The organism is Micromonospora sp. NPDC051296 (genome assembly GCF_040682255.1).
Taxonomy (GTDB): Bacteria; Actinomycetota; Actinomycetes; order Mycobacteriales; family Micromonosporaceae; genus Micromonospora; species Micromonospora craterilacus.
On the sequence record NZ_JBFBAO010000107.1, the window covers coordinates 1 to 17858 of the forward strand.

Here is a 17858-nt window from a genome sequence, read left to right on the forward strand (position 1 = left end):
CACCCTCGGCTGGATCATGCTCCACCGCCGCCTGGCCCGCGACTACGAGGCCCTACCCGACAACTCCGCCAGCATGATCCGCATCGCGATGATCGACAACCTCACCAAACGCGTCACCAACGAAACCACCCCAACCTGGCGAGACATCTGAAGGTGGCATCACTCGCAAAATACGTGAATCAGACGCCCTCTCAGGCTGAGGGCAGGGTTTCGGGGCATCGGCGCAACGCTGCTCAGCGACCATCACCGTCGTCTCGACCAGGCCGGGATTCCGGCCTACCTGGAGGCCAGCAACATGCGTAACCGGGGGCTCTACCTCCGCCACGACTACACCGCCGGCCCCACCATCGCGCTTCCCACCGAAGGGCCGATCATCTGGCGGATGTGGCGCGGCGCCCCCACCAGCGGCGGCCGGACGCCGTTCCCGCGCACCAGGCCACGCCGGCGGTCCCGGTGACCACCGTCCCCGTGGCCGCCCCACCGATCCGACCCGCGCGGGCCGGCGACGTGGCCACCATCGCCGCGCTACTCACCGACGCCACCACCACCGACCCGGTCGCCCAGTGGCTGGTGCCCGACCCAGCCGAACGGCAGCACACCTTCCACGGACTGCTCGCCATGGAGATCGACCACGCCGTGGAGTGGGGACACGTCGACGTCACGCTCGACATGACGGCCGTCGCTGTCTGGCACCGCCATCCCACACCGGGCGCCGCCCCGCTGGCGGACTACCACCTGAGCACCTTCACCGGCCGCGCCCTACCCCGCTTCCAGCAACTCCACAACCTGATCCGCAGATACCGCACCGTTGCCCCGCACCACTGGCTCGCCTGGCTGCACGTCACCCCCGACGCCCGCCGCCACGGCATCGGCCGGACGATGCTCGCCCACCACCACCACCAGCGCGCCGACCAGCTCGGCCACCCGATCGACACCATCGCCACCACCACCACAGCCCGGGACCACCTGACCCGGCAGGGCTACCACGCCGGGACACCGCTGCGCCTGCCCGACGGGCCGCAGCTGTGGCCCCTGCGTCGCGCCGGCCGACCGGTCCCGCTCACCACGGAAGCCGGCTGAACCACCACCTACACCCAAGTCTCGAAGGGCTGCCGCAACGGCGCGGCAGCCCTCGGGGCCAGACCAACCACGGCAAGGAAGCCGGGTTCGGCGGACCTCAGAATCGGCAGGAGACGCCCGCTAGCCCGACGGCGGCTGTGCGGGTCCGGCTGGCAGCGGCGGGTCCAGTCGGACCCGGTGCAGCGGCACCTGCACGGTGCTGCGGCCGAGCAGCCGGGCCACCGCACGGATCGCCCACGGGCCGGACGGGTGGCGTTCGGGCCCGATCAACCGGCCGCTCAGCCGGCCGTACCAGTGCCGGGTCACCACCAGGTCGGTCAGCCGCAGCGGGCCGCCGGGCCGGCCGCGGATCACCAGGTCCACCACCCGACCCAGCCGCCGGCCCCGCTCGTCGTACGCGGTCCGGCCCAGAAGCTCACCCGCCCGCACGGCCGGCTCCCGGGATCCGGTCGATCAGGTTGCGGCGCAGCCATTCCTCGACCGGAGAGGCGCCCAGGTCCTCGGCCCGCACCCGCAGCCACACCGCGCTGTCGACCCGCGTGACCAGCGCGTACGGGATCCGCAGCGGGGCCATCGGCCGGTCGGTGACGAACCGTTCGGCGGTGAGTACCAGCATCCGGCCGAGCCGGCCGCCGACCCGCAGCCCGAGCGCGCCCGGCCCGCTGAGCAGCGTCCGCAGGTACGGCACCCCGTCCGCGTCGAGCGCGAACTCCACGTCGTCGACCTTGCCGACCAGCCGTCCGTCGACGTCGACCAGTTGGCGGTCGAGCAGATCGCGGCTCACCTGGATCCTCATTCTCCCATCCTCGTGCCGATGGCCAGCGGTACGGCTGCGATCGACGCCGCGAGGATGACCAGCAGGATCACCGCGCCGAGCAGGTTGAGTGCCCGTCCGTTGACCCGGTCGCCGAGGTACGTGCGGTCGTTGGCCACCACCAGGATCGGCAGGTAGGTCAGCGGCAGCGCCACCGCGCTGATGATCAGCATGTATTCGGTGAGCGTCACCGGGTCGATCGTGGTGAGCAGCAGGAGCACCCCGAGTAGCACGCTGACCAGCAGCACGGTGTGGAACCGGGCCGCCTCGCGCGGGCTGACCCGCTTGCCCCACTGCCAGCCGAAGTACTGCGCGGCGGCGTACGCGGCGGACAGCCCGGTCTCCAGCGCGGCGCCGAAGGTGACCGCGAAGAAGGCCAGCGCCGCCACCGCCAGGCCGGCCGCGCCGAAGGCCAGCACGACCGGGTGTGCGACCTGTTCGAGGCTGGAGACGGTCACGCCGGCGGGGCGCAGCACCACGGTCGCGGTGGCGATCAGCGACAGGGCGAGGAACCCGCCGATCGGGAACCCGACCAGCACGCTGAACCGGGCGTCGGCCAGGTCGGCCGGGCTCCAGCGTTCCTCCACCCCGCCGGAGGAGAAGAAGAAGACCTCGTACGGGCTGACCGTGGAGGCGAACAGGGCCACCGCGATGAACCAGTAGGCCCCCCAGCCCTGCCCGGACTCTGTCGGCAGCACCACGCCGCGCCCGAGCGCCGCCCAGTCGGTCGGCAGCCACCACAGGGCGACGGCGAAGACCACCAGGGCCAGCCCGGCCAGCCCGAAGACCCGCTCCATCAGCTGGAACCGCATCCGCCACAGCACCAGCCAGACCGCCAGCCCGGCGACCGGCACCCAGAGCAGGTACGGCACGCCGGTGGCCAGCCGCAGCGCCAGCGCCACCCCGCCCAGCTCGGCGGCCAACGTGATCACCGTGACCAGGTACGACGCGATCAGGTTGAGCAGCGCCACCCGCGCGCCGAGCCGCTCCCGGATTAGGTCGAACACCGCCCGGCCGGTCACCGCCGCGATCCGTCCGGCCATCTCGGCGTACGCGCAGATCGCGACCACGCCGAGCAGCAGGACCCAGGTGTGCGCCATGCCGAACCGGGCGCCGGCCTGGCCGGCGGCGACCAGGTCGCCGATGTCGACGAAGCCGCCGACCGCGGAGAGGATGCCGAGACTGGCGGCGAGGAGCTTCCTCACGTCGGCGGTGTCGCGGGCTCGGCCATCGACGCGACGATATCGCTGCGAAAGCCGCCATCTACAGCAAAACCGGCATCTGCCGTCCGGGTGGGCCGGCGTGCGCCCGTACGGCGGGCCGGCGGGCTCCCGCGCGGCGGAGGCGACCGGCCGGCGGGTTCAGCCGGCCGGCGTGGCACCCGCCTTCAGCGGCTGCCACCAGGCCCGGTTGTTCCGGTACCACCGCACGGTCTGCGCCAGGCCGCTCTCCAGGTCGATGCTCGGGGCGTACCCCAACTCCTGGCTGATCTTGGTGATGTCGACGGAGTAGCGGCGGTCGTGGCCTTTGCGGTCGGGGACCGCCACCACCCGGTCCCAGCCGACGCCGCACGCGTCGAGCAGCCGGGCGGTCAGTTCCTTGTTGGTCAGTTCGGTGCCGCCGCCGATGTGGTAGACCTCGCCGGCCCGACCCTTCTCCTGGACCAGCGCGATCCCGACGCAGTGGTCGTGCACGTGCAGCCAGTCCCGCACGTTGCCGCCGTCGCCGTAGAGCGGCACCGTGCCGCCGTCGAGCAGGTTGGTGACGAACAGCGGGATGACCTTCTCGGGGAACTGGTACGGCCCGTAGTTGTTGGAGCAGCGGGTGACCACCACGTCCATGCCGTGGGTGCGGTGGTAGGCCAGCGCCAGCAGGTCCGAGCCGGCCTTGGCCGAGGAGTACGGCGAGTTCGGCGACAGCGGCCAGTCCTCCGTCCAGGAACCCTCGGCGATGGACCCGTACACCTCGTCGGTGGAGACGTGCACGAACCGGTGCGTGCCGTGACGCAGCGCGGCGTCGAGCAGGGTCTGGGTGCCCAGCACGTTCGTGGTGACGAACGGGGCGGCGCCGGCGATGGAGCGGTCCACGTGCGACTCGGCGGCGAAGTGCACGATCACGTCGTGACCGGCGACGACCTCGTCGACCAGGGCCGCGTCGCAGATGTCCCCCGGCACGAAACGCAGGCGCGGGTCCTCCCGCACGGGTGCGAGGTTGGCCAGGTTCCCGGAGTAGGTCAGCTTGTCGAGCACGGTGACCGCGGCCGGCTCGAGCGGCGGATCCCCTGGTCGGGTGCTGCCGGGCGCGCCCAACACCATGCGTACGTACTCGGATCCGATGAACCCGGCTCCACCGGTGACGAGAATCCTCACGGGTCGGGAAGTCTACGCGAGCGCGGCGCTCTGTCCGGTCGCGTCGGCGACACCCAGCATGGACGGTGGCGCCGAACTGCCGACGTCGGCGGGGCTCGGCGCGCTTCGTTGACCAACACGCACCGTCACGTGTCGCCGGTCCGTCCGAAAGTCGTACCGGTCAGGTCTGGACGGGTGGGGTGCGGCACCCGCGCGGATTGCCGGCCGACGCCGAGTCGGTCGTATATGAGCGGCTGTCGGTGTGCTGACATCTGGGCCGGGTAAAGCCAAACTAATCTCGCGATGTGATCCGGGGGGACCACACTCATCCTCGACAGCTGTCGTACGCGCCTTCCGGGGGAAACACCCCCGCTGGGCGCGGTTGTTTCTGCCTTTCGCAGCAACTCGAGCCGGACGGTCAGCCGTACGGCCGAATCGCCGATGGACGAGCGATGGAGGCTACGTGAATTCGGTGGAATTGGCGCCGGTTGCCGGACGTGTGGGCGTCCTTACCGGTTCGACGCCGCCACCGGTGAACCTCTCTGGACCGAGGAGGAGTGGCTGGCAGCCCCGTTACGTCGCCGGCCTCTGTCTGCTCGATCTGGTGGTGGGCCTGGTGTCGGCGGTCGCCGCCCTCGGTCTCCGATTCGGTGCACAAACGACCGAGCCGTATAACCGCGGGTATCTCTGGCTCACCATTGCTCTGCCGTTCGCCTGGCTGATCGCGCTCGCTCTTAACCGGACGTACGAAACGCGTTATCTCTTCGTCGGCAATGACGAGTACGCCCGGGTGGTGCGATCCGGTCTCGCCCTTACCACCACGTTGGCGATTGTCGCGCTCGCGTTCGACTTCCGGCTCGCCAGAGGCTACGTGATCATCGCGATGCCGCTGATGATCGTCGCCACCGTGGTGGTGCGATACCTCGTCCGTCAGCGGCTGCACCGCTCCTGGGCCGGCGGCGACCGGTTGCACCGCGTGATCCTGGTCGGGCACGAGCACGCCGTCGGTGAGATGACCAAGCGGCTGCGCCGCGAGCGCTACCACGGGCTCGGGGTGGTCGGCGCCTGCCTGCCGTACGAGCAGGCCGACTCCGCGGTACGGCGGGTCCCCGGCTCCCTGCCGCCGATCCTCGGCGCCTTCGAGGACGTGGCGACCGCGGTCAGCCGCACCGGCGCGGACACCGTCGTCGTGCTCTCCTGCCCGGAGATCGCCGGAGCCGCCCTGCGCCGGTTGGCGTGGCAGTTGGAACGCGACGACGTCGACCTGATCGTCGCCAGCAACCTCGTCGACGTGGCGGGTGACCGCACCACCATCCGCCCGGTCGACGGGCTGCCGATGCTGCACGTCGAGCATCCTCGGCTCAAGGGCGGCCGGCGGCTGGTGAAGGGCTTCTCCGATCGGGTGCTGGCGCTGCTGCTGCTGATCGTCGCGACACCGCTGCTGCTGGTGATCGCCCTGCTGGTGCGGCTGGCCCCGGGCGCCGGTGGCCCGGTGATCTTCCGGCAGGAGCGGGTGGGCCGCAACGGCCGGCTGTTCGTCATCTACAAGTTCCGGACCATGTACGTGGACGCCGAGGAACGCCTGGCCGAGCTGCTGCACCGCAACGAGCACGACGGCGGGCTGTTCAAGATCCGCGAGGACCCGCGGGTGACCCGGGTCGGGCACTGGCTGCGCCGGTTCTCGCTGGACGAGCTTCCACAGCTCGTCAACGTGGTCAAGGGCGACATGTCGCTGGTCGGACCGCGGCCGCCGCTGGCCCGCGAGGTCGCCAACTACCCGCCGGACATGCGCCGGCGGCTGGTGGTCAAGCCCGGCCTCACCGGGCTGTGGCAGGTCTCCGGCCGGTCCGACCTGTCGTGGGAGGAATCCATCCGGCTGGACCTGTCGTACGTGGAGAACTGGTCGTTGACAATGGATCTCACGATCCTGCTCCGGACGCTGGGCGCGGTCGTCCGCAGCTCCGGAGCGTACTGACCGCGACGCCAGGCACAGGAGAGTCATGAGCGACCACCGCGTGATCAACATTCTGTTCCACGGGATCGGCACGCCGCGTCGGGAGTTGGAGCCGGGTGAGGATCGCTACTGGGTGACCGTCGACCGGTTCCACCAACTCCTCGACGAGGTCGTCTCGTGGCCGCAGGCGCGACTCAGCTTCGACGACGGCAACGCCTCGGACCTCGAGGTGGGGCTGCCGGCCCTGGTCGAGCGGCAGGTGAGCGCCACCTTCTTCATCATCGCCGGGCGCCTCGGCGAGCCCGGTAGCGTGGACGCCGACGGGGTCCGGGAACTACGCCGGCACGGGATGCCGGTGGGCAGCCACGGCATGTGGCACCGCCCGTGGCGCAGCCTGACCCCCGAGCAGGCGACCGAGGAGTTCCACACCGCCCGGGACCGGATCGCCGAGCTCACCGGCGAGCCGGTCGACCAGGCCGCCTGCCCCCTCGGCCGGTACGACCGGGCGGTCCTGTCGCGATTGAAGGCGGCCGGCTACACCCGGGTGTTCACCAGCGACCGGCGTCCGGCGCGGCCCGGCGGGTGGCTACAGCCGCGCTACAGCGTCCGGGCCGAGGACACCGCCGAGAGCCTGCGCGACATCGTCTTCGGGCCGGGGCTGCTCGGCCGGGCCCGGTCGAGCGCGGTCGGGCTGGTCAAGCGCTGGCGATAGAGCCGGTGCCGCCCACGCTCGGGCGGTCGACTCAGGCCGTGGCCCCGACCGCGGTCGGCCGGTCGGCGGGCGGGCCGGGCACCTCGCGCAGCGTCGCCGGGCGCAGCAGGGCCGTCGCCGCCGCCCGGCTGGTCGGGCTGCCGAGGGCGGCGCGGCTGAGTTCGCGCAGCAGGATCGCCGCCCAGTACGCGGCGGTGGCCAGCCGTCCGTGCCGACGCCGGTAGAGGCGCACCTTGTTGAGGGTCAGCATGCGCCACAGCCAGGGCGCCGCCCGCGAGTCGCCGCCGATATGGGTGGCCCGGGCGGCCGGGGCCAGCCGGGTCGGGAAGCCGGCATCGCGGGCCCGCAGGGCGAAGTCGGTCTCCTCGGAGTAGAGGAAGAACGACTCGTCCCACGGCGCGCACGCCGACCAGCACCGGCCGCCGACCAGCAGGGCGGAGCCGACGGCCCAGTCCGAGGTCGATTCCCGCTGGTAGCTGGCCGGGTCGGTGACCACCTCGCCGAGCAGCGGGAACCGGCCGGCCCGTTCGGCGCCGAGAAACGCGTCACCGAGTGCGCGCAGCACGGTGGGCTCACGCCGCAGGGTGTGCTCGGGGCTGCCGTCGGCCATCATCACCAGGGGCACCACGATGCCGTCGCCGCTGCGGTGCAGCAGGTCGAGCAGGAGCCGGCCGCAGCCCGGCGCGAGCCGGATGTCGGGGTTGAGGATGAGGACCGCGGTGAACGGCTTCGCGGCGGCGATGGCCGCGTTGATGCCGGCCGAGTAGCCGCCGTTGCGGCCGGTTTCCACGACGCGCGCCGCGGGCATGAGTTGCCGAACGGTGTCGGCGGTGCCGTCCGCCGAGGCGTTGTCGGCCACCGTGAGGTGCCAGCGCAGGCCGTCGAGCCCGGGGCCGAGCGAGTCCAGCAGACCCGGTACGACGGCTGCGCTGTTGTAGGTGACGACGATGACGGCGACGACGTCGCCGGATCCGGCTGCCGGGTCGGTGGTCACGGGCGGTGCGCTCCTCGTGCTGATCGGCGGGTCAGGCAGGCACCGCGGGGTTGCGGTACGTCTGGAAGATGTCGGCGAGATCGGCGCGCAGGCCGTCCGTGTGGTACTCCGAGTGGATCCGTTCGGCGGCCGCCTGCCCGGCCGACACCAGGGCCGCCGGGTCCTCCTCGTAGCGTCGTAGCGCCTGCTCGACGGCGATGGCGTAGCCGAGCAGGTCGCCCTCGGCGACCGGGGTGCAGTACCGGGGGTCGAAGAAGTCCCGTCCGCCGAGGCCGGTGAAGCCGACGACGTAGGCGCCGCTGGCCATCGCCTCGGCCGGCGGGAGGCCGAATCCCTCGCGCTCGCTGAAGCTGAGGAAGATCGCGCAGCTGCGTAGCGCCTCGGCGGTCTTCGTCTCGGTCAGCCCGTCGATCGGCACGAGTTCCCAACCGGCCAGGGTGCCGCGGGCCCGCAGGATGTGCAGCAGTTGCTCCTGCTCGGCGGCGCGGCGGCGGGGCATGTGGCCGATCCGCCGGGCGGCCGGGCGGGCCGGCGGGTGGAAGACCTGCTCGTCGACCACCACCCGGGCCAGGCGTACGTCGAGGTCGGCGAAGGCGTGGCGGAGCAGGGCGGCGTTGTCCCGGGAGACCGTGACCAGCGCCTCGATGCCGGGGCAGTCCCGATACGGGGCGCCGGCCGCGGTGTCACCGAGCGGCACCTCGGCGAAGGTCTGGTAGGCGTTCTGGTTGAACACCAGTTTCCGGGCGGGCCCGGGCAGCCGGTGCAGGGCCGGACCGTAGTACTCGGGCACCACCAGGAGATCGGGCGGGCCGAGCGTGACGTCGCCGGCGGCGGCCACCCGGGTGTCGTTGGTGAACCAGTCGGCCCGGAAACCCGGCCGGGAGTGCAGCACCACGGCCGGGGTCCCCGACTCGTTGAGCAGGTCGACGTGGCGGTAGAGGTTGCGGATGCCGCCGCTGGGCTTGTTGTCGTCCGGGGTGAGGTAGTAGACGACGCCCGGTCCGGAGTGGTCGGCGTCGTATCGCAACGGTGGGGGAGTGCGTCGGCGTAGTTCCCGAGCGTGACCGCGGCGCCCGAGCCAGTCCCGTCCGGCCCGCTTCGCCGTACCGATCACGATGCGTGCTCGGGGGAGGCGGCCGGTTCCGGCCGGTCGGTGGCCTGCGCGGGTGCCGCGCCGTCCGGCAGTGGTACCACCCGGCGCCAGACCCGCAGGTACGCGGCGGCCTGGTGCTCCCAGGCCAGCAGCGAGGTGAACCGTTCCCGGGCGATCGCCCGCATCTGCGCCAGCTGCCGCTCGTCGTCGAGCAGCTCGTCCAGCGCCTTGGCGAACTCGTCCGCGCTGCCGGTGGCGACGTACCGCCCGGCCTCGCCGGCGGTGCGCTGGGTCTCCAGCAGGTCGACCGCGACCACCGGCAGGCCGCGGGCCATGTACTCGACCGTCTTGGCCATTGTGGACAGGTTGGTCATGTCGCTGAAGATGTCCGGCTGGATGCCGAGGGTGGCGCCGCGCAGCAGCGCGTCGACCTCCGGGGCCTGCAGCCACCCGGTGAACCGGACGACGTCGCTGAGCCCCCGCTCATCGACCATGGTCCGCAGCGCGGGCAGGCACTCGCCGTCACCGGCGATGACCATCTCCCAGCCGTCGCGGCCGCGCAGGGCGGCGAGCCGGTCGGCGGCCAGGACGGCGCGGTCGACGTGATCCTGCTCGTTGATCACTCCGACGTAGACGATCTGCTTGTCGCCGGTGCGGGGGTCGGCGTCGGTCGGGGCGGCGATCTCGCCGGCGGCCGGCCCGTTGCGGACGATCGTCACCCGCTCGGGGGCACACCCGCCCCGGGTCAGCGCGATCTGCCGGTACGACTCGTTGGTGGCCACCACCTCGCTGGCGAACCGCATGGACAGTCGCTCGAACCAGGTGAGCAGCCTGGTGACGGCCGGTCGCGGAGCGGCGGTCTTGCAGGCGTACAACTCGGGGCTGAGATCGTGGTGGTCGAATATCCAGCCCCGGCCGATCGCCCGCATGACCAGGGCCAACGGCCAGAAGACGTCCGGCGGGTTGCAGACCTGCGCCGCCACCACCCGGTGCCGTACGACCAGCACGGCGAGGTGCCAGGCGACCCAGAGGAACGCCCAGGCGAACTCCGCGGCGAAGGAGAGGATGCCGTCGCCGGCGAAGGGCTGGCGGAAGGAGCGGATCGCGGTGTCCCGGCTGCCGGGCAGGTAGCGGAGTCTCGTCTGGCCGCGCGGGCAGATGACCGTGACGCGGTAGCCGGCACTTTCCAGGGCGAGGCATTCCCGGATCACCCGCCGGTCCCGTTCGGCCGGCAGGTTGACGACCGCGATGGCGACGTGCGGCCGTCGTGCCGTCCTGGTGTCGGTGGTTCCGGCGCGCTCGTCCGCCCACGCCCGTTCTGCTGCCATCGATGCTCCCTCCGGCGACCGGTCGGCCGCCGCCCCGGTAAGGCCGGTCGTGCCGTCACCGTGTGTGGACGGTGAGGACCGGTGGTCGCCTCGTCACCATCGTGGAAACGGGGTCACGGAACATCCCCCGTTGGTACTGTGCCGTCTGTCAACCCGACGACTGATTGATCGGTAAGTCAGCATATGCAATTCCTCGCCCCAGATTGAAGTTTCGTCCGAGTGTTCGCTCTTTCTTGCCAAGGCATCGCCGGCACAGTGACACTTGCCTGGGCCCGTAGCATCAAGTCAGCGGCTGGTCCCGGCGTGCCGCCTGCGGCGCGTCTTCTTTCTCACCTGAACCTCGGCAAGGGGATGTAGTGGACCTCTGGGACATGACCAAGCTGCTCTTCCGGCGCTGGTATATCTCCCTGCCGCTCATGCTGGCCGTCCTCGTCCTGGTCGGCGTGGCGAGTCAGGTCGTGAAGCCCGACTACAGCGCCACGGCCCACATCCAGTTGATCCCGCCGCCGGTCGTCACCGGGCCGGACGGTCGGCAGAAGCCAATCAAGAACCAGTGGTTCGACCTCGGCTACGCGGCGCTGGGCAACGCCACGATGATCGACGTGACGCGACAGTCCGTGCTCAAGCAGATGGCGGAGGAGGGCCTCTCCGACAACGTCACCGTCACGATGGACCGGGTGCCGCTGTTCGAGATCGAGGCGGTGGGTAACTCCCCGGAGCAGGCCACGGCCACCGCCGACCGGATGCTCACGTTGATCGAGGATGCGGTCGCCGAGCGGCAGACCTCGCTGCGGGTGGCGGAGAGCGACCTGATCACGACGCTCGCGCTCGACGACGGCAGCGAGGTCGAGGTCCAGAACTCCAAGGTCATGCGGGTGATGGTGGTCGCGCTCGGTGCCGGGCTGCTGCTGACCGCGGGAGTGACCGTCGGCGTGGACGCGATCCTGCGCCGCAGGACTCGTCGCCGCGCGGGCAACGGAACCGCGTCGGCGACCCCGGAGGAGGCCGCCGGCCAACCCGCCGCCGCGCGACCGCCGGCCGCAACCTTCGACGGTGAGGCCACCCAGGTGGTCGGGGCGGCGGGCCGGCCCGCTCCGGCGGCAGGTGCCGTCGCGCCGCGAGTGGCCCGGCAGCCCGCCGGCCAGCAGCCGGCCCGACGGGAGCAGCCCGGCGGGGAACGCCCGGTCCACCGCGGTAACGCCGATTCACGCCGGCCCGCGGCGGCGCCGCCCGACTCCGACGCGACCATCGTGCTGCCCGTGCCCCACTCCACCGCCTGGCCGCGCGGAAGCAGGACCGACCGGCAGTGACCGCGACCGCGACGCCGTACCACCCTGTCGACCTGGAGCCTTCGCTCCTGACCCAGGGCACGTACAGCATTCGCCGCTCCCGGTCCCGGTTGGACGTCTCGGTGTTGCTCGGCGTCACCCTCGTCCTGCTCTACGTACTGCCGGGCACCCTGATCGTGCCCAATCTGACCTACGCCGGTCGGCCGGCGTTGCTGGTGGCGTTGCTGCTCTTCGCATGGTGGTGCCTGGCCCGGCTCAATCCGACGCTGCTGCTCGTCGGGCCGCAGCCGATCCGCTGGGTGCTCTGCGTCTACCTCGTCGCCCACCTGCTGTCGTACCTGGCCGGCCTGATGCGGGGGCTGCCCACGCAGGAGGCGAACGCGCAGGACTTCGCGATGCTGCAACTGTTCGAGTTCCTGGGCGTCGCGCTGATCGCCGCCGACGGGATCCGTAACTGGGACCGGCTCAACCGGGTGCTGCTGGTGGCCGTCTGGTGCACCGGGTTCATGGCGGTCGTGGGCATCATCCAGGCGGTCTTCAAGTACGACGTCTCGACGTACCTGGTGCTCCCCGGGCTGGAGGTCAAGGGCGGCCTGGCGGGCTTCGGGCAGCGAGGGGACGAGGGCCTGTTCCGGGTGGCCGGGACCACGGTCCACTACATCGAGTTCAGCGCGGTCATGGCGATGATGGTGCCGTTCGGCATCCACGCGGCCCGGTTCGCGTCCCGTAAGAGCCATCGGCGGCTGGCCGCGGTGTGCGCGATGCTTGCGGCCGTGGCAAACCCGATGTCGATCTCCCGGACCGGCATCGTGGCGCTCGCGCTCGCCCTGCTCGTCATGGTGCCCATCTGGTCGTGGCGGTTGCGGTACACGTTCCTGTTCCTGGGCGTCGGCGCGGTGATGGCGATCATGCTCCTCAAGCCGGGCGTGCTGGGCACGATCAAGTCGATGTTCCTGAACGTCGGTGTCGACCCGAGTATCGAGGGTCGGACGAACGACTACGAGCTGGTGGCGCACTTTTTCGCGCAGCGGCCCTGGCTGGGTCGGGGGCCGCGGACGCTGCTCGCCGACCCGGTACGCGACACCATCCTGGACAACCAGTGGCTCTACACCCTGGTGACCGGCGGCGTCATCGGTGTGCTCGCGCTGCTCGCGGTGCACGTGGTCAGCATCGTGCTGGCCGTGATCGCGTTCCGCCGGGCGACCCGGGAGGCGGACCGGCACCTGTGCGTGGCCCTCGTCTCCGCCCAGGTGGTCGCCGTGGTCGTCGGGGGGACCTTCGACTCGCTCTACTACACCACCTTCGCCATCAGCCTGGCGCTGTTCGTGGGCCTCAGCGGCGCGGTCTGGCGGCTGACCCATCCCGCCCGCATCATCCGCACCTCGACCGTCCGGGGAATCGATTGACCAGCATCATCATCGCCGCGCACAACGAGGCCGCGGTCCTCGACCGTTGCCTCGACAGCGTGCTGCGCAACGCCACCGTCGGGGACCCGGCGCAGGTGGTCGTCGTGCCGAACGGCTGCACGGACGACACCGCCGCGGTGGCCCGGCGCCGGGGCGTCACCGTCGTCGAGCTGGCCGAGCCCGGCAAGGCCGCCGCCCTCAACGCCGGGGACGCCGCCGCGACCGGCTTTCCGCGCGTCTACCTCGATGCCGACGTCCTGCTCGACGAGGGCGCCATCGACGTGCTGGTCCGGGAGCTGGCGCGGTCGGGCGCGCTGGCCGCGGTGCCGGCGCGACGGATGGAGCTGACCGGACGGTCGCCGGCGGTACGCGCCTACTACGCGATCCATTCCCGGCTGCCCGCCGTCGTCGACGGTCTGTACGGCCGGGGGGCGATCGCCCTGTCCCGCTCGGGGCGGGCAAGGTTCGGACGGTTTCCCGACGAGACCGCCGACGATCTGTTCCTCGACTCGCTCTTCGTCGAGCGGGAACGGCTCGTCGTGACGTCGGCGGCGGTGCGGGTGGCGGCGCCCATGCGGGCCGGTGACCTCATCCGCCGCCTGGTCCGGGTCCGCGCCGGCAACGCCGACCTGCGCGACACGCTGCCCGGGGTCCGCCGTTCGAACAGGAGCTCGTGGCTGACCGATGTGGTGCTCCGCGCCCCATGGCTGTCCCCGGCCGCCGTCTGCTACGTCGCGATCACCCTCCTGGCCGAGGGGCGTGCCCGTCGAGCGCGGCGAACGGGCCAGGTCGCCTGGGCTCACGACCGTTCGAGCCGGGCCGCCGGTGAAAAAGCCTGACCGGTCGTACGGCAGATCTGCCCGTTGTCGCAAGGGCGCGGGCTGGCAGCGCGGCGCTAGGCTGCCCCGCAACTGATGCGTATCAGCAGTGCCGGCCGCCACTGGCCGTTCAGGACAGTCGATCGAGCGGTACCGACCGTAGCAGCCCGATGGCGTTGCGTACAGGTCGGTGTGGGGATACTTCCGAGGGAGCACGTCGTGAACGGAGAGCAGGGGCGGTATGCCGGCCGCGGTGCGGCGTCGCTCTGGTCCACAGTGCCCGGTCGCTGGGTGAGGCGCCGGTTGGCGGGCGTGGTCGCCCTCGTCGTGGCGGTCGCGGTGGGCGCCTTCGTGCTGCCCGGCGTCGCCCAGGCCGATCCCTGCAACCCGGTGGTCAACCCGATCGTCTGTGAGAACAGCAAGTCGGGCACCCCCGCCTCGGTGTGGGACATCGACGGCAGTGGTGACCCGTCGATCCAGGGCTTCGCGACCGACATCAGCGTCAACGCGGGCCAGCGGATCGACTTCAAGATCAAGACCAATGCGGCGGCGTACACCATCGGGATCCTCCGGCTCGGCTGGTACGGCGGCAACGGAGCCCGCAAGATCGCCGACGTCAACCCGTCGGCGTCGTTGCCACAGACCCAGCCGGACTGCATCACCGACGCCGCCACCGCGCTGTTCGACTGCGGCAACTGGGCGGTCTCCGCCTCCTGGAACGTGCCGTCGACCGCGGTCTCCGGCGTCTACATCGCCCGGCTGCAGCGCACCGACACCGGCGGGGACAGCCACATCACCTTCGTCGTCCGGCAGGACAGCAGCACCTCCGACCTCTTCTTCCAGACCTCCGACGCGACCTGGCACGCCTACAACAAGTACGGCGGCTCGGACTTCTACTCCGGCGGCGGCTCGATCGGCCGGGCGTACAAGGTCAGCTACAACCGGCCCTTCGCCACCCGCAACAGCGTGGAGCGGCGGGACTTCCTCTTCGGCGCCGAGTACCCGATGATCCGCTTCCTGGAGCGCAACGGGTACGACGTCAGCTACACCACCAACGTGGACAGCGACCGGCGCGGCCAGCTGATCAAGAACCACAAGGTCTTCCTCTCCGTCGGGCACGACGAGTACTGGTCGGGCGGCCAGCGGGCGAACGTCGAGGCGGCCCGGGACGCCGGTACGCACCTCGCCTTCTTCAGCGGCAACTCGGTCTACTGGAAGACCCGCTGGGAGCCGAGCAAGGACGGCACCAACACCGCCCACCGCACCCTCGTCACCTACAAGGAGACCTGGGCCAACGCGAAGATCGACCCGTCGAGTGAGTGGACGGGCACCTGGCGGGATCCGCGGTTCAGCCCGCCGGCGGACGGTGGCCGGCCGGAGAACGAGCTGATGGGCACCATGTTCATGGTCAACGACGGTGACCTGGCGCTGACCGTGCGGGCGGAGGAGGGCAAGTACCGCCTCTGGCGCAACACCAACCTGACCTCACTGTCGGCCGGCACCACCGCCACGCTCTCCCCGCACACCGTGGGCTACGAGTCCGACGAGGACCTGGACAACGGCTTCCGGCCGCCAGGTCTGATCCGACTCTCCACCACCATCGGCGAGGTGCCGCAGGTGCTGCAGGACTTCGGCAACAAGGTGGCACCGGGCACCACCACCCACCACCTCACCCTGTACCGGGCCGCCAGCGGTGCCCTGGTCTTCGGTGCCGGCACCGTCCAGTACACCTGGGGCCTGGACGAGGTGCACGACGGGCAGACCGCCCCGACCGACAGCCGGATGCAGCAGGCCGTCATCAACCTCTTCGCCGACATGGGGGTCCAGCCGGCGACCCGGATGACCGGTCTGGCGGCCGCCACGGCGTCGACCGACGGCACGGCGCCGACGGTGAGCATCGCCGCGCCCGCCTCGGGCGCCACGGTGGCCCGGGGCAGTCAGGTGACGCTCACCGGCACCGCCAGCGACGTCGGCGGACGGGTCGCCGGGGTGGAGGTCTCCACCAACGACGGTGCGAGCTGGCACCCGGCGACCGGCACCACCTCCTGGTCGTACAGCTTCCACGCCGCCGGCCTGAGCAGCCAGGTGGTCCGGGTCCGGGCCATCGACGACAGCGTCAACATCGGCGCCGCCGCCACCCGCGAGTTCCAGCTCACCGGCCCGAACACGCTGTTCGGCCAGCGGGTGCCGGCGACGCCCGCGGTGGACGAGGCCAGCGCGGTCGAACTGGGCGTCCGGTTCACCCCACAGACCGACGGATACGTCACCGGGGTGCGGTTCTACAAGGGCGCCGGCAACACCGGCACCCACCTCGGCCGGCTGTGGACCAACTCCGGCGAGCTGCTGGCCAACGGCACCTTCACCGGTGAGACGGCCACCGGCTGGCAGACCCTCACCTTCGACACGCCCGTGCCGGTGACCGAGGGGCAGAGCTACGTCGCGTCGTACTTCGCGCCGAGCGGCAACTACGCCGCCGACAACTGGATCTTCACCCGCGACTGGACCAGCGGCCCGCTCACCGCGCCACGGTCGGCCGCCGGCGCCGGCAACGGCAACGGCCTGTTCCGGTACGGCGGCTCGGGCGGCTTCCCGAACGAGTCGTACGGGGCGGCCAACTACTACGTCGACGTCACCTTCGCGGTCAGCGCCGACCTGCCGCCGGCGGTCACCTCCACCACCCCGACGGACGGCTCCGGCGACGCCCCGGTCGACGGCACGGCCTCGGCCATCTTCTCCAAGGCACTCGACCCCGGCACGATCTCCTTCACCCTGACCAAGGGCGCCACCCCGGTCGCCGGGACCACCGCCTACAACGGCGCCCTGAAGAAGGTGACCTTCACCCCGTCGGCCCCGCTGGACTCCGCGACGAGCTACACCGCCGTGGTCACCGCCGCCGACGTCGAAGGCCGCTCGGGGACCGCCACCTGGTCGTTCTTCACCACCCTCGACAGCGAACTGCACACCCTCTTCCCACCGGACGCGGTCCCGGCGACACCGGCGCACAACGACGCCAACGCCGTCGAGTTGGGTGTGACGTTCCGGCCGCGGGTCGACGGTCGGGTGGTCGGCATCCGCTTCTACCAGGGGCCGGGCAACACCGGCAGCCACCCGGTGACGCTCTGGACCACCGGCGGCACGCCGCTGCGCACCGCCACCCTGCCGAGCACGACCGCGGTGGGTTGGCGTACCGCCTACTTCTCCAGCCCGGTCGACGTGGTGGCCGGGACCAACTACGTGGCCTCCTACTTCGCGCCCAACGGCTTCTACCCCGGCGACAACGCCTACTTCGCCGGCACCAGGACGGTCGGGCCGCTGGTGGCGCCGGGCGGCAGCAACGGCGTGTTCCGCTACGGCGCGAGCGGCTTCCCCAACCAGTCCTACGAATCGACGAACTACTGGGTGGACCCGCTCTTCGTGACCGACGAGGAGGTCCCGCCGGTGGGCCAACCGGGCGCGCCGCCGCCCGGGGCGCACGGGATCTTCGCCCCGACCGACACCCCGTCGGTCGCCAGCTGGGACGACAACGACGCGGTCGAGGTGGGGATGCGGTTCGTCCCGGCCGTCGACGGGGACGTCTACGGCGTCCGGTTCTACAAGGGACCGGGGAACACCGGCACCCACACCGGTTCGCTCTGGTCCTCCGGCGGCGGCCGGCTGAGCACCGTGACCTTCACCGACGAGACCGCCTCGGGGTGGCAGACCGCGTACTTCCCGGAGGTCGTCCCGGTGAGCGCCGGGCACGAGTACGTTATCTCGTACCACACCACGGTCGGGCAGTACTCGGTGACCGGCGGCGGGCTGGCCAGCTCGCGTACTGTCGGGCAGTTGACCGTGCCGGCTTCGGGAGCGACCTACCGTTACGGTCCCGGAGACGGATTCCCGTCCTCGTCGTCGAGCGCGAACTACTGGGTCGACCTGGTGTTCGCCCCGAACTGACCGTCGGCGATGCGGGGCGGCGCGGGCCTAGCCGGTGAACGCGACCTTGGCCACCCGGGGCGAGGAGGCGAGCGGCTTGCCCGCCT

15 protein-coding genes and 1 pseudogene are annotated in these 17858 nt (G+C 71.4%); 9 read left to right on the plus strand and 7 right to left on the minus strand.

Annotated elements, in window-relative coordinates; all coding sequences use genetic code 11:
• The 3 genes and pseudogenes from AB0M52_RS13960 to AB0M52_RS13970 all read left to right on the plus strand — a co-directional run.
• Positions 1-151, plus strand: a pseudogene (locus AB0M52_RS13960) (IS5/IS1182 family transposase); the annotation flags it as partial.
• A 144-nt stretch (positions 152-295) separates the two neighbouring features.
• Positions 296-457, plus strand: a complete 162-nt coding sequence (locus AB0M52_RS13965; RefSeq protein ID WP_363953104.1) for a hypothetical protein — start codon at positions 296-298, stop codon at positions 455-457.
• A complete protein-coding gene (locus AB0M52_RS13970) occupies positions 454-1080 on the plus strand; it encodes a GNAT family N-acetyltransferase (protein WP_363953106.1) in 627 nt (208 codons plus the stop codon). Before AB0M52_RS13965 ends, AB0M52_RS13970 begins: the two co-directional genes overlap by 4 nt.
• A gap of 120 nt (positions 1081-1200) precedes the next feature.
• Here the strand turns inward: AB0M52_RS13970 and AB0M52_RS13975 are convergent, their stop codons facing one another.
• From AB0M52_RS13975 to rfbB, 4 genes are all read right to left on the minus strand, one after another.
• A complete protein-coding gene (locus tag AB0M52_RS13975; RefSeq protein ID WP_363953108.1) occupies positions 1201-1509 on the minus strand; it encodes a PRC-barrel domain-containing protein in 309 nt (102 codons plus the stop codon).
• Positions 1496-1876 (minus strand): hypothetical protein, encoded by a 381-nt coding sequence (locus AB0M52_RS13980; RefSeq protein ID WP_363953110.1) that lies wholly within the window; start codon positions 1874-1876, stop codon positions 1496-1498. The genes AB0M52_RS13975 and AB0M52_RS13980 overlap by 14 nt, the downstream gene beginning before the upstream one ends.
• On the minus strand, positions 1873-3099 hold the full coding sequence (locus tag AB0M52_RS13985) for a divalent metal cation transporter (protein ID WP_363953112.1): 1227 nt from the start codon (positions 3097-3099) through the stop codon (positions 1873-1875). The genes AB0M52_RS13980 and AB0M52_RS13985 overlap by 4 nt, the downstream gene beginning before the upstream one ends.
• Positions 3100-3255: 156 nt before the next feature.
• A complete protein-coding gene (gene rfbB / locus AB0M52_RS13990) occupies positions 3256-4263 on the minus strand; it encodes a dTDP-glucose 4,6-dehydratase (RefSeq protein ID WP_363953114.1) in 1008 nt (335 codons plus the stop codon).
• A gap of 511 nt (positions 4264-4774) precedes the next feature.
• On the opposite strand from rfbB, the gene AB0M52_RS13995 reads away from it, so the two are divergent.
• Together AB0M52_RS13995 and AB0M52_RS14000 are read left to right on the plus strand one after the other, a co-directional pair.
• A complete protein-coding gene (locus tag AB0M52_RS13995; protein WP_363953116.1) occupies positions 4775-6217 on the plus strand; it encodes a sugar transferase in 1443 nt (480 codons plus the stop codon).
• Between the two features lie 25 nt (positions 6218-6242).
• On the plus strand, positions 6243-6908 hold the full coding sequence (locus AB0M52_RS14000) for a polysaccharide deacetylase family protein (RefSeq protein ID WP_363953118.1): 666 nt from the start codon (positions 6243-6245) through the stop codon (positions 6906-6908).
• Positions 6909-6939: 31 nt separating this feature from the next.
• On the opposite strand, the gene AB0M52_RS14005 is transcribed toward AB0M52_RS14000, so the two are convergent.
• The 3 genes from AB0M52_RS14005 to AB0M52_RS14015 are packed head-to-tail and all read right to left on the minus strand — an operon-like array spanning position 6940 to position 10323.
• Positions 6940-7902, minus strand: coding sequence for a glycosyltransferase family 2 protein (locus AB0M52_RS14005; protein WP_363953120.1), 963 nt, complete (start codon positions 7900-7902; stop codon positions 6940-6942).
• A gap of 31 nt (positions 7903-7933) precedes the next feature.
• Positions 7934-9016, minus strand: coding sequence for a glycosyltransferase (locus AB0M52_RS14010; protein WP_363953122.1), 1083 nt, complete (start codon positions 9014-9016; stop codon positions 7934-7936).
• Positions 9013-10323: a glycosyltransferase family 4 protein gene (locus AB0M52_RS14015; protein ID WP_363953124.1), complete on the minus strand. Its 1311-nt coding sequence runs from the start codon at positions 10321-10323 to the stop codon at positions 9013-9015. The genes AB0M52_RS14010 and AB0M52_RS14015 overlap by 4 nt, the downstream gene beginning before the upstream one ends.
• Positions 10324-10679: 356 nt before the next feature.
• Here AB0M52_RS14015 and AB0M52_RS14020 point away from each other — a divergent pair, with 356 nt between their 5' ends.
• The 4 genes from AB0M52_RS14020 (at position 10680) to AB0M52_RS14035 (ending at position 17772) form a co-directional block, all read left to right on the plus strand.
• Positions 10680-11633 carry a hypothetical protein gene (locus tag AB0M52_RS14020; protein ID WP_363953126.1) on the plus strand — a complete coding sequence of 318 codons (954 nt, stop codon included), beginning with the start codon at positions 10680-10682 and terminating at the stop codon, positions 11631-11633.
• Positions 11630-13018, plus strand: coding sequence for an O-antigen ligase family protein (locus tag AB0M52_RS14025; protein WP_363953128.1), 1389 nt, complete (start codon positions 11630-11632; stop codon positions 13016-13018). The genes AB0M52_RS14020 and AB0M52_RS14025 overlap by 4 nt, the downstream gene beginning before the upstream one ends.
• Positions 13015-13857, plus strand: a complete 843-nt coding sequence (locus AB0M52_RS14030; RefSeq protein ID WP_363953130.1) for a glycosyltransferase family 2 protein — start codon at positions 13015-13017, stop codon at positions 13855-13857. The genes AB0M52_RS14025 and AB0M52_RS14030 overlap by 4 nt, the downstream gene beginning before the upstream one ends.
• Before the next feature lie 198 nt (positions 13858-14055).
• On the plus strand, positions 14056-17772 hold the full coding sequence (locus AB0M52_RS14035) for a DUF4082 domain-containing protein (RefSeq protein WP_363953132.1): 3717 nt from the start codon (positions 14056-14058) through the stop codon (positions 17770-17772).
• Positions 17773-17858: the final 86 nt, after the last annotated feature.

Bases quoted from the DNA above. Each gene is read 5' to 3' on its own strand.
- AB0M52_RS13965 (WP_363953104.1), top strand. From the start codon at position 296: ATGCGTAACCGGGGGCTCTACCTCCGCCACGACTACACCGCCGGCCCC.
- AB0M52_RS13980 (WP_363953110.1), bottom strand. From the start codon at position 1,876: ATGAGGATCCAGGTGAGCCGCGATCTGCTCGACCGCCAACTGGTCGAC.
- AB0M52_RS14000 (WP_363953118.1), top strand. From the start codon at position 6,243: ATGAGCGACCACCGCGTGATCAACATTCTGTTCCACGGGATCGGCACG.
- AB0M52_RS14015 (WP_363953124.1), bottom strand. From the start codon at position 10,323: ATGGCAGCAGAACGGGCGTGGGCGGACGAGCGCGCCGGAACCACCGAC.